This window comes from Sphaerisporangium melleum (assembly GCF_014646695.1).
Classification (GTDB): Bacteria; Actinomycetota; Actinomycetes; order Streptosporangiales; family Streptosporangiaceae; genus Sphaerisporangium; species Sphaerisporangium melleum.
In genome coordinates, this window is the sequence record NZ_BMNT01000021.1 from 20,081 (window position 1) to 31,793 (window position 11,713).

The following is an 11,713-nucleotide window of genomic DNA, read 5'->3' on the forward strand; positions in this document are numbered from 1 at the left end:
CGCCCTCTCGCCGGGACCACCGTGGGTGGCGTTCTCAGGTCGGGGATGTCGCGTCCGCTCGTGATCGGGGGCGGCGTCCCCGCGAGCCCCGGCGGAGGACCCGCGCGCAGAGAAGGGCGACCAGGACGGCCGGCAGCGGCAGCCACGACATCCGGTCCAGCAGCCAGCCGGGCGAGTCGGGCGCCACAAGGAGGCCGGGGACGGCCGGGCCGAAGGGCAGCGCGGCCAGCAGGACCGCGGTCAGCGCCGTCTGATGCCACAGGAAGACCGTCATCGCCGACAGGTTGGCCAGGACGACCGCCGCCCACACGCGCGGGCGCCGCATGAGGGAGGCCAGCGGCCGGTGCAGCAGCATGGCCAGGCCCACCTGGGCGATCCCGAAGCACACCGCGGCCAGAGTGGGCGGGCTCAGGTTGGACACCCGCGCCCCGGTGATCCCGATCATGCTCGCCGGGTAGCCGAACCCGGTGACCAGGATCACCGTTCCCGCCGCCCCGCCCGCCAGCATCGCCGCCGCTCCCCACCCTCCGCCGAGCCCCGGCGCGTCGCCGGCCCGCCCGGCGGGGGAGGAGACGGGGGCCTCGTTCCCGGACCTCTGACCGGCGAAGGCGCGGCGCGCCGAGACGTCCCGAGCCGCCGAGCCCTCGCGAGGCGGGGCCGCACGCAACTCGGGCGGACAGGCGTCGCGGGCGGTTCGCTCGCGGGAGGCGCGATGGCCGGCGGCGCCGCGGGCGAGGCCTATGGCGTACGGGACGAGCCAGCCGGCGAGCACGTTGGTCCAGGCGGGCCACGCGGGGCCGCCCAGGCCGAAGCGGACCACGTCCGTGACCAGCACCAGCACGACCGCCGCGACGGCCACACGGACGGGCCGCACCCGGACGAGTAACGGAGTGACCGCGGTGAGCAGGCCGTACACGCTGAGGAACCACAGCGGGCCGAGGGCCGGCACGGCCAGGGAGCGCAGCGACCCCGGCGACACGCCGGCCGCCGCCAGCAGGACCAGCAGCCCGGCCCATACCGCGAGCAGCGGCCCGGCCGGGACGAGCAGCCGGCGCAGGCGCAGGCGGACCCACTCCCCGGCCGGCTCACGGCCGAGGCCGCGCGCCGCCGCGTACCCGCCCACGAAGAAGAAGACGGCCAGCGTCTGCAGCACCCACGACAGCGGGACGAGGCCGGGCATGGCGGAGAGCGGGCTGGTGACCCGGAGATGGCCGAGATCGTCCACCACCCAGGCGGTCACCAGCCAGTGCCCCGCGATCACTCCAAGGATCGCCAGGGCGCGCAGCGCGTCGGCTCCCCGGTCGCGCGTGGCCGGCGTGCCCGCCTCGATCCGCCCGGCGAAGGCGTCCCACGCCCGCCACCTCGGCAGTGCCGCCGGTGACGTGGGCCGCGGCCGGGCGTCAGGGGACGCGCTTCTCGTCCGGATCGCCGCAAGCCTGGCCCAGGTCCGTCCGGCCGTGTCGTGCGCCCGCGTCACGGCGCGCTCACTTCGGAGGCGCGGCCGAGCGTGATCAACGCCAGGTTCCGCAGGGACTCGCCACCGGGCTGGAAGTAGTCGCTGTGCCCGGCCGCTCCGGCCGCGAAGACGCGGGCGCCGAACGACGGACGCGCCGGGTCGGCGCCGAAACCGAGATGACCGATGCGCACCGGAGGGACGAAACGCATCCAGTCGTTCTCACCGCGGCCGGCCCACAGCCGGGCCCGGGTGCCGAGATCCCCCGCCCGGCCGACCCCGAGGCCGGGGCTGCCGAAGACGGCCACCTCGGCCAGGGGCAGGCCGGGCAGGGCTTTGGCACAGACCACCGAGCCGTAGCTGTGGCAGAGCAGCGTCACCGGGGCCGAGGTGATCGCGCGGACTCGGGCGACGGCGCGGCGCAGTTCCCCGGCGCCCTCTTCGGCGACCGCGTCGGTGGCCGCCGCGAGACTGATGGCCCGCGGGCTGTCGTACCCGAGCCAGGCGACCACAGCCGGCCGGGCCGCCGGGTCCAGGGCCCGGACCTGCGCGATCAGGGCGCGGGCCGCGCCGCCCGGCGTGCTGTACGCCTTGCGCCGGCCGCCGTCGAAGGTGGCCCGCGTGACGTCGGCGCCGGGCACGATGAGGGCGACCCGGCCGGCCGTGGCCAGGTCGCCGAAGACCTCGACCATCCGGTCGCCGGGAGTGGGGGGCAGCAGGGTGAGCACGCCGAGTGCGCCGGCGAGGGAGATCGCTGCGAAAGCGCTCCTGGCCATGGGGGAGCCTCCTGTCCGGATCGCGGCGCGGCGCCGCGAACCCAGCAGCAAGCTAGGAAGCGCGATCGCTGACCCGCGTCCCCGGCAGGTGTGGTCTTCTCCCCTCCCGCCCCGGTACGCGCCCGTGCGGTGCGGTGGCACCACGGGGTGAGGCGCGGAGGTCACCCCTGGGGGTGACGCCGGGCGGGAGTGCGGCTCGTACGCTGAAGCGGTGATCTCGCGTGCCTGGTCCGGTTTCGTCCGGCTGGTGGCGCCGCTGACCGCGGCGCTGGTCACCGGGACGGCGGAGCCCGCGGGCCCGCGGTCGCGGTGGCTGCGGCCCGCCGTGCCGGCGTGGGCGCGGTGGCTGCCGTTCGCCGCGTTCGACCTCGTCGTCGTCGCCGACCTGTCGCTGGCCTACATCCTGTTCGGCACCGGCGTGTCGTACCTGGAGACGGAGGCGGCGGCGTCACATTTCTACGCCGACGGGCCCGTTCTGGTCGTGCTCGCCGCCGCCTACGCGGTGCCGATCGCTCTGCGCGAGCGCTGGCCGGTGGCGGCGTGGCGGATCTCGGCGATGGCGGCGGTGGTGGGCGGCCTGGTCAACCCGCGCATCCTCGGCGGGGCGATGAACGGTGCCGCCGGTCACGGTGACGGCGTGATGCCCTACGTGGCCGCTCAGGTGATCACCTATCTGCTCTGCGCGTACTCGGTCGCCGTGCGCTCGGATCGCGACGTCGCGATCGGAGTCTGGATCGTCTCGGCGGTGGGTGCGTGGATCATCCATCCGAACTCGATGTTCCTCGCCACGGTCCTGGTCACGGTGGCCCTGCTGTTCGGTCAGAACGTCCGGGCCCGCAGGCGGGCGACCAGCCGGCTGGACGAGGAGCGGCGGCGCGGCGAGGAGCAGCGGGCGGCGCGCATCGTGCTGGAGGAACGCACGCGCATCGCCCGCGAGCTGCACGACATCGTCGCCCACCACATGTCCGTGATCGCCATTCAGGCGGAGGCCGTGCCGCTGAGGGCCCGGGGCGACGTCGCGGCCCTGGAGGCGGGGCTGGGCGAGATCAGGGTGCTGTCGCTGGCGGCGCTCGCCGAGATGCGCCAGGTGCTGGGCGCCCTGCGTGGTGCGGACGGCCGCCGGGAGACGGCGCCGCAGCCGGGGCTGGACCGGCTGGACGACCTGATCGGCAATGTCCGCGCCGCGGGGCTCGCCGTCACGGCCGAGGTGTCCGGCTCTCTCGACCTGCCGGCCGCGGTCGGCCTGTCGGCGTACCGGATCCTGCAGGAGTCGCTGAGCAACGCGATGCGGCACGCGCCCGGGGCGCCGGTGCGGGTCGAAATCGAGCGGACGGCCGCCGAGCTGCGGCTGAGCGTGACCAACGGCCCCGCCGGCGTAGCCTCGCCCGGCACCCCGGACGGGCAGGGCCAGGGGATCGCCGGAATGCGCGAGCGCGCGGCCCTGCTGGGTGGCACCCTGGAAGCCGCGCCCATGGCGGACGGCGGGTTCTCGGTGACGGCCATCCTGCCGCTCGCCGCCGCCGAACCCGCCGCGCCGGAGGAGCCGTGATCCGTGTCCTGATCGCCGACGACCAGGGCATGGTCCGCACCGGCTTCACCACGTTCCTCGGCACCCAGCCCGACATCGAGGTCGTCGCCGAGGCCGTCAACGGTCAGGAGGCGGTGACGCGGGCCGCGGAGCTCGCGCCGGACGTGGTGCTGATGGACGTCCGCATGCCGGTGATGGACGGGCTGGAGGCGACGCGCCGCATCCTCGCCGGGACCGCCACCAAGGTCCTGATTCTGACGACCTTCGACCTGGACGACTACGTCTACGAGGCGCTGCGGGCGGGGGCGAGCGGCTTCCTGCTCAAGGACGCCTCCGCCCAGCAGCTCGTCGAGGCCGTGCGGGTGGTCGCCGCGGGGGAGGCGCTGCTGGCCCCGTCGATCACCAGGCGGCTGATCGCCGAGTTCGCCCGGCTCGGCGGGCCGCGGGCGCCGACCGTGAAACGGCTCGCCGAGCTGACCGGCCGCGAGACCGAAGTGCTGGCGCTGATGGCCCAGGGCCTGTCCAACGGGGAGATCGCCGGACGGCTGGTGGTGGCGGAGCAGACGGTGAAGACCCACGTCGGCCGCATTCTGGCCAAGCTCGGTCTGCGCGACCGTGCCCAGGCCATCGTCTTCGCCTACGAGACCGGCCTGGTGCGCCCCGGCGACTGAACACGCGGCGAGGCGGCGGCCCCGTGTGACACGAGATGGCCCGCCGTTCCCGGCCGAGGGTGATCGGTCGCCGCCGGAGTCGAGGCCACCGCCGGTGGCCGGCCGCGGTCGTCGGCGTCCGAGTGAAGGCTCGTCATGCCGCTGAACTGCGAAGACGCGTCCAGTGCGGTGCCGTTGGCGGGCAGGGGAGCGGCGCGTCCGGCAACGCTGATTACAGAATTACGATCGCTGCAAGCGAACAAGCGCAGACATGGGAACAATCTCGGGCTCTTGTTAATTGAGTCGATGTAACTCAACCCTTGGAGTTCGCATGAGTCAGAGCTTGATCCTTCCGGTGCTCCCGCTGGACGACGAGGTCGTCCTGCCCGGCATGGTCGTTCCCCTCGACCTGTCGGACACCGAGGTCCGGGCCGCCATCGATGCCGCGAGGGCCACCACGAAGCAGAGCAAGCCCCAGGTGCTGCTTGTTCCGCGCATCGACGGCAAGTACGGCGCGGTCGGCGTGTCCGCGGTCGTGGAGCAGATCGGCAGGCTGCCCGGTGGCGAGCCCGCCGCCGTGGTCCGCGGCGTCGAGCGGGTGCGCATGGGGTCCGGTACGACCGGCCCCGGTGCCGCGCTGTGGGTCGAGTCGACCCGCATGGAGGCCGTCCCGAGCGGCCCGCGCGCCGAAGAGGCGGCCAAGGAGTACAAGGCCCTGGCCACCACCATCATGCAGAAGCGTGGTGCCTGGCAGATCGTCGACGCCATCAACCAGATAGAGGACGCGTCGGTGCTCGCCGACAGCTCCGGCTACGCGCCGTGGCTCACCACCGCGCAGAAGGTCGAGCTGCTGGAGAACGCCGACCCGGCCGAGCGGCTGACCCGGCTGGTGGAGTGGGCGCGCGAGCACCTGGCCGAGCTGGACGTCGCCGAGACCATCCGCAAGGACGTCCAGGAGGGCATGGAGAAGCAGCAGCGCGAGTTCCTGCTGCGCCAGCAGCTCGCCGCCGTCCGCAAGGAGCTGGCCGAGCTGAACGGCGACGCCGCCTCCGAGGAGGAGGACTACCGCGCCCGCGTGGAGGCCGCCGACCTGCCGGAGAAGGTCCGCGAGGCCGCGCTCAAGGAGGTCGACAAGCTCGAGCGCGCCTCCGACCAGTCGCCCGAGGGCGGCTGGATCCGCACCTGGCTGGACACCGTCCTCGACATGCCGTGGAACGAGCGCACCGAGGACTCCTACGACATCGCCGCGGCCCGGGCGGTGCTGGACGCCGACCACACCGGCCTCGACGACGTCAAGGACCGCATCATCGAGTACCTCGCGGTGCGCAAGCGGCGCTCCGACCAGGGCCTCGGCGTGGTGGGTGGACGCCGCAGCGGCGCCGTGCTGGCGCTGGCCGGCCCTCCCGGGGTCGGCAAGACCTCGCTCGGCGAGTCGGTGGCCCGCGCCATGGGCCGCAAGTTCGTCCGGGTCGCCCTCGGCGGCGTCCGCGACGAGGCCGAGATCCGCGGCCACCGGCGCACCTACGTCGGCGCGCTGCCCGGCCGCATCGTCCGGGCGATCCGCGAGTCCGGCAGCATGAACCCCGTCGTGCTGCTGGACGAGGTGGACAAGGTGGGCGCCGACTACCGGGGCGACCCCACCGCGGCGCTGCTGGAGGTGCTCGACCCGGCGCAGAACCACACCTTCCGCGACCACTACCTGGAGGTCGAGCTCGACCTGTCGGACGTGCTGTTCCTGGCGACCGCCAACGTCCTGGAGGCCGTCCCCGGCCCGCTGCTCGACCGCATGGAGCTCGTGACGCTCGACGGCTACACCGAGGACGAGAAGGTCGCCATCGCCCGCGACCACCTGCTGCCGCGCCAGCTCGAGAAGGCCGGGCTGACCGCCGCCGAGGTCACCGTCGAGGAGGAGGCGCTGCGCCGGCTCGCCGGCGAGTACACCCGCGAGGCCGGGGTGCGTTCGCTGGAGCGGGCGATCGCGCGGGTGCTGCGCAAGGTCGCGGCGAAGGCCGCGGTCGAGGACGCCGCGCTGCCGGTGACCGTCGGCGCGGGCGACCTGGTCGGCTACCTCGGCCGGCCCCGGCACGTGCCGGAGTCCTCGCTGCCGGAGTCGGCGCAGCGCACGGCGGTGGCGGGCGTCGCGACCGGGCTCGCGGTCACCGGGGCGGGCGGCGACGTGCTCTACGTCGAGGCGTCGCTTGCCGACCCCGAGACCGGCTCGACGGCGGTCACGCTCACCGGGCAGCTCGGCGACGTGATGAAGGAGTCGGCGCAGATCGCGCTGTCCTACCTGCGGTCGCGCGGCGCCGAGCTGGAGCTGCCGGTCGGGTCCCTGAAGGACCGCTCGGTGCACATCCACGTCCCGGCGGGCGCGATCCCGAAGGATGGTCCCTCGGCCGGCGTGACGATGACCACCGCCCTGGCCTCGCTGCTGTCCGGCCGCCCGGTGCGCTCGGACGTGGCGATGACCGGCGAGGTCTCGCTCACCGGCCGGGTGCTGCCGATCGGCGGGGTCAAGCAGAAGCTGCTCGCCGCCCACCGGGCGGGCATCACCACGGTGCTCATCCCGGCGCGCAACGAGCCCGACCTGGATGATGTGCCCGCGGAGGTCCGCAGCGAGCTGACCGTCCACGCGGTCAGCGACGTCCGCGAGGTGCTGGAGCTGGCGCTCACCCCGGCGACGGTCGTCAAGACCGCCGCCGCCTGAGCCGCCTCGAGTCCCCGGCCGCGGTCCGGCGGCCCGGGGACTCGGGGCCCTGCCCGTCCCGGCCCGGAAAGCCCGTCCCGGCTCGCTGAGCCGGACGGGGGCCGGAGCGGGCAAATATGGACGAATCATCCAGTCGCTTGACCGGATGATTCGTCCATGCTGTTATGGGTGCCGTGATGTACGCGACTCCTGAGCTGGAGCCGGCCGACAAGGCCGTGCTGGGTGAGATCGAGGACATGCGGCGCGACCTGCGCTATCGCCTGGCCGAGCCGCATCGCTGGGACGGCCAGCTCCGCCGCCAGCTCCAGGCCCGGGCGATCCAGGGATCCAACTCCATCGAGGGCTACCGGGCGAGCGTGGAGGACATCGAGTCCATCATGCTGGGGGAGGAGCCGCTGGAGACTTCGCGCGCCGTGGCGAGCGAGATCGCCGGCTACCAGCAGGCGCTCACCTACGTCCGCCACCTGGCCTCGGCCAGGTCCTTCGCCTACGACCGTGGCCTGCTGAACGCGCTCAACTTCATGATGATCGGCCACCACCACGACAAGAGCCCCGGCATCGTGCGACCGGGAGGCATCTACGTCCGCGATTCGGCGACCGGTGAGGTGGTCTACGAAGGGCCGGACGCCGAGGAGGTCCCCGGGCTGCTCGACGAGCTGGTGGCATGGCTCAACGGCGGTGATCTCGACGCGCCGGCGTACGTCCGGGCCGCGATGGCGCACCTCAACCTGGTGAAGATCCACCCGTGGCGGGACGGGAACGGGCGCATGTCCCGCGCGTTGCAGACCTTGGTGCTCGGCCGCGATCAGATCACCACGCCCGAGTTCTGCTCCATCGAGGAGTGGCTCGGCGAAGGCCGCACCACCTACGACTACTACGACGTGCTGGGCGAGGTCGGGCGCCGGCGCTGGGGTCCGCATGATGAGACGCTGCCCTGGGTGCGGTTCTGCCTGCGGGCGCACCACATGCAGGCGCAGCGGGTGCGCCGCCGGCTGGCCGAGGCGGGGGAGGTCTGGACGCTGCTGGAGGAGCAGGTCGACGCGGAGGGCCTGAACACCCGGTGCGTGTCGGCGCTCTACCAGGTGTTCGTCAGCAGGCGGCTGCGGCGCTCGAGCTACCAGGCCGACGAGTCGCTGAGCCAGGGCCAGGCGGCCCGCGACCTGCGCGAGCTGGCCGCCCGTGACTGGCTCACCCCCTATGGTGAGACCAAGGGGCGCTTCTATGCCCCCGGGCCGCGCATGGAGCGGGTGAAGGCCGACTTCGCCGCCCGGACGGCCCCGCTGCGCGACCCGTACCGCTCCGCCCTCTGACCGTCCGGCCGTCTCCCGCCGGCCCGGCCCGCGGTCCCGGCGGCCGGCGGGCAGCCCGGGCCGGCGTTCGGAAAGCCTGAGGAGCGGGCACCCGCTCCTGGAGCTTCCCCGCCCCCACGGGGAAGCTCTGCGAGCGGCGGTCGCGCGCGAACACCGGCGGCCCGCGCCATGAGCCCGATTCCGTGACCTACGACGGGACGGACGTGCCGCCACCTCCAGGCGCGGGCGCGGGGGCCGGTGGGGGGTCGGCCGGAGGGCAGCGGTACAGCGTACGCACGGCGGCGAGGTCACCGCGGCTGAAGCCCTGCCGCTGGCCGATCGGCACCGGGACCAGCGGCAGCAGGGTGTCTCGCCCGTTGGCACTGAAGAACGTCTGGCCGTACAGCATCACCGAGTCGTAGTCCAGCAGCCCGTACAGGTGGTTCTGCTCGGGCGAGAGCTTGTGGAACTGCGTCTCGTAGCCCTTCATCACGTTCTCCAGGTGCACGGTCACCGCGCTGTCCCGGTCGGAGCGCGAATGCTCGTGGTAGAAGCCGAGCGCGTGCAGCAATTCGTGGATGGCGGTGCCCTTGCGCTCGCAGCCCTTGCCGAGTGACAGCTCCTGCGACCCGGTGCCGAGGCGCCCGACGTAGGAGTAGCAGCCGGTGCCGGACACGATGGTCAGATAGCCGGCCTCGTCGGTGCGCGGGACGAAGCGTACGCAGGTGTGGCGGTGGAAGTCCTGCATCGCCAGGGTGACCGCCTCGCGCGCGGCGGGGGTCAGGTCGGGGGCGAGGACGTAGGGCACCTTCCCTCCGGGCCACAGCGTGTCGTCCTGGGAGGTGGCCGTGCCCCCGGGCCCGCCGGGACAGGCCGCGAGCCGCGCCGGTCGTGCGGGTGACGCGGCGCTGCCGGCCGGCGGCGCGGTGACCTTGGGCGTGGTGCCGGCCGCCTGGCGTGTGCTCGTCGCGGCCGGCGCTTCGGGTGGTGGCACGGCGATGCGCGCGGGCGGGACGGCGAGCCGCTCGGCACCGGGGAAGACACCGGGCAGGCGGATCTTCCCGGAGGTGGCGTCGGTGGGCGAGCCGATGACGATGTCCCCCTCGGTCACGGCGTACCCGTCGATGTCCACGAACCCGATCGTGCGCGGCCGCCCGGTGATGTCGGGCACGGTGACGAGATTGGCGGGATGCTCGGTCTGCTGCTGCCACAGCCAGTCGGGCAGGTCGTCATCGTCGTCGGCGAGGGCGGGCCCGGCCCCCGCGAGCAGCCCGGATATCAGCGTCGCCAAAATCCTTATATGTCGCATATCCGTCCCCCCATAAAGTGTGCGCGACGGCCGGCGCCGTCCGCCGGTGAAACCTACCCAGCGCACGCTGCGGGCGCACGGGAAAGGGTCGGGCGAAGACGGCGCCGGCCTGACCTCTCCGGGCCGCCGTCGCGATTCCCGGGCGATTTCTCCTTATCTCCGCTTTACCTTCCCGGCCGGAGCGCCGACCGGCGGATCCCAGGTGGGAACGGTGGTCCGCGACACGGCGGGGAAGCCCGGGCCGCAGGCCGCCCCGTACGTCTCGCAGGCGAGATGCCTCGTTCAGGAAACGTTCAGGGATCGCTTAGCGGGGTCTTATCGGCGGCGCGCCATCATTGAATCACCGGTCCTCAACCGGCCGCCGCCGAATAGCGGCGTATGCGGACGACCTGGGGGAAGAGATGAGCACCGAAGACCCGCGTGAGAACACGGAGAAGACGACGGACCAGACCACTCCGATGGCGACATCGGGTGCGCGGGGATGGACGCAGTTCGGCCGGACCCCGCCCCAGCCTGGCGGCTTCCGGCGCGACCTGGGTGCCCCCGGGAGCCCGGCCGCCTCCGGCCTGCCGCCCTTCCCGGCCGGGCCCGCCCCGGCCGGCACGGCGACGGCGCCGTGGTGGACCACCGGCCGCAAGGCGGTGGCCGGCCTGGCGCTCGCCGCCGTCGCGATCGGCGGCGGGGCCGCGGGGGCCTTCGTCGCGACGGCCACGGCCGGCCCGGCCGCCGTGATCACCAGCCCCATCGTGCGGGCCGCCTCCGACCCGGCCGGCGCGACGGTCGCCGACGTCGCCCGGGCGGTGCAGCCGTCCGTGGTCTCCATCACCGTGACCAGCGGCGCGGGCCAGGGCGAGGGTTCGGGTGTGGTCCTGTCCGCCGACGGGTTGATCCTCACCAACAACCACGTGGTCGCGGGCGCCGGGCCGGACGCGAAGCTCCAGGTGAGGTTCAGCGACGGCAAGATCGCCCAGGCGGACGTGGTGGGCACCGACCCGGCCACCGACCTCGCGGTCGTGCGCGCCAAGGACGTGTCCGGGCTGACCGCGGCCTCGCTCGGCGACAGCGACAAGCTCCAGGTCGGCGACGCCGTGCTCGCCATCGGCAGCCCGCTGGGCCTCTCCGGATCGGTGACCGCCGGGATCGTCAGCGCGCTCGACCGCACCGTGACCGTCGGCGACTCCCAGCAGCGGCAGAGCCCGCAGCTCCCGCCGGGCTGGGGCGACGGCGGCTTCGGCTCGCAGCGCGGCCCGTCGCAGCCGGCCGGTGCGACCATCGGCGGCGCCATCCAGACCGACGCCGCGATCAACCCCGGCAACTCGGGCGGCGCCCTGGTCAACGCGAGCGGCCAGGTGATCGGGATCAACAGCGCGATCGCGACCAACGGCGGGGACGGCAACATCGGCGTCGGCTTCGCCATCCCGATCAACACCGCCCGCCAGGTCGCCGACCAGCTCATCAAGACCGGCAAGGTGTCCCACGCCTACCTCGGAGTCACGCTGGCCGACGCGACCGGCGGCACCGAGGGCGCGGTCATCGGCTCGGTGCAGGCGGGCAGCCCGGCCGAGCGGGCGGGGCTGAAGGCGGGCGACCTGATCACCAAGATCGACGGCCAGCAGGTGTCCGGGGCCGAGACGGTCGTCGGCGCGGTCCGCGGCTTCCGGCCGGGCACCAAGGTCACGCTGACCTATGTGCGCGACGGCGCCACCGCCACGGCCACCGTCACGCTGACGGAGAAGACCGTGACGAGCTGACGTCCCCGAGAGCCAGGCGCGTCGCCGGGTGCCGCTGCAGGCCCGGCGGCGCGCCTGTTCGCGTCCGCGGGTTCGGCGATCACCTGCGCGATCGCCGCGCCGCGACAGGTCAGGAGGGGGCCGCGGTCAGGGCCTCGGACTCCCACAGGTCGCGGTAGTAGCCGGGCACCGACAGCAGCTCGTCGTGCCGGCCGCGCTGGATCACCCGGCCGCCCTCCAGGACGATGATCTCGTCGACGCCCTCCAGGCC

Annotated in this window: 8 protein-coding genes; 5 read left to right on the forward strand and 3 right to left on the reverse strand. The window is 73.8% G+C overall.

Annotated elements, in window-relative coordinates:
• Window positions 1-34 precede the first annotated feature (34 nt).
• The gene (locus IEY93_RS19320) at window positions 35-1,477 is read right to left on the reverse strand and encodes an acyltransferase family protein (RefSeq protein ID WP_189164491.1); all 1,443 of its coding nucleotides are present in this window, start codon (window positions 1,475-1,477) and stop codon (window positions 35-37) included.
• Window positions 1,474-2,229, reverse strand: a complete 756-nt coding sequence (locus IEY93_RS19325; RefSeq protein WP_189164492.1) for an alpha/beta hydrolase — start codon at window positions 2,227-2,229, stop codon at window positions 1,474-1,476. Before IEY93_RS19325 ends, IEY93_RS19320 begins: the two co-directional genes overlap by 4 nt.
• Before the next feature lie 211 nt (window positions 2,230-2,440).
• On the opposite strand from IEY93_RS19325, the gene IEY93_RS19330 reads away from it, so the two are divergent.
• The 4 genes from IEY93_RS19330 (at window position 2,441) to IEY93_RS19345 (ending at window position 8,424) form a co-directional block, all read left to right on the forward strand.
• Entirely contained in the window at window positions 2,441-3,778 is a 1,338-nt protein-coding gene (locus IEY93_RS19330; RefSeq protein WP_189164493.1) for a sensor histidine kinase, read from the forward strand.
• Window positions 3,775-4,428, forward strand: coding sequence for a response regulator (locus IEY93_RS19335; RefSeq protein ID WP_189164494.1), 654 nt, complete (start codon window positions 3,775-3,777; stop codon window positions 4,426-4,428). Before IEY93_RS19330 ends, IEY93_RS19335 begins: the two co-directional genes overlap by 4 nt.
• A gap of 310 nt (window positions 4,429-4,738) precedes the next feature.
• The gene (gene lon / locus IEY93_RS19340; protein ID WP_189164495.1) at window positions 4,739-7,114 is read left to right on the forward strand and encodes an endopeptidase La; all 2,376 of its coding nucleotides are present in this window, start codon (window positions 4,739-4,741) and stop codon (window positions 7,112-7,114) included.
• Between the two features lie 176 nt (window positions 7,115-7,290).
• Window positions 7,291-8,424 (forward strand): Fic family protein, encoded by a 1,134-nt coding sequence (locus IEY93_RS19345; RefSeq protein WP_229691271.1) that lies wholly within the window; start codon window positions 7,291-7,293, stop codon window positions 8,422-8,424.
• A 187-nt stretch (window positions 8,425-8,611) separates the two neighbouring features.
• Here the strand turns inward: IEY93_RS19345 and IEY93_RS19350 are convergent, their stop codons facing one another.
• Window positions 8,612-9,694, reverse strand: a complete 1,083-nt coding sequence (locus tag IEY93_RS19350) for a M12 family metallopeptidase (protein ID WP_189164496.1) — start codon at window positions 9,692-9,694, stop codon at window positions 8,612-8,614.
• 419 nt (window positions 9,695-10,113) lie between these two features.
• Here IEY93_RS19350 and IEY93_RS19355 point away from each other — a divergent pair, with 419 nt between their 5' ends.
• Window positions 10,114-11,463, forward strand: coding sequence for a S1C family serine protease (locus IEY93_RS19355; protein ID WP_189164497.1), 1,350 nt, complete (start codon window positions 10,114-10,116; stop codon window positions 11,461-11,463).
• The last annotated feature ends 250 nt before the right edge of the window (window positions 11,464-11,713 follow it).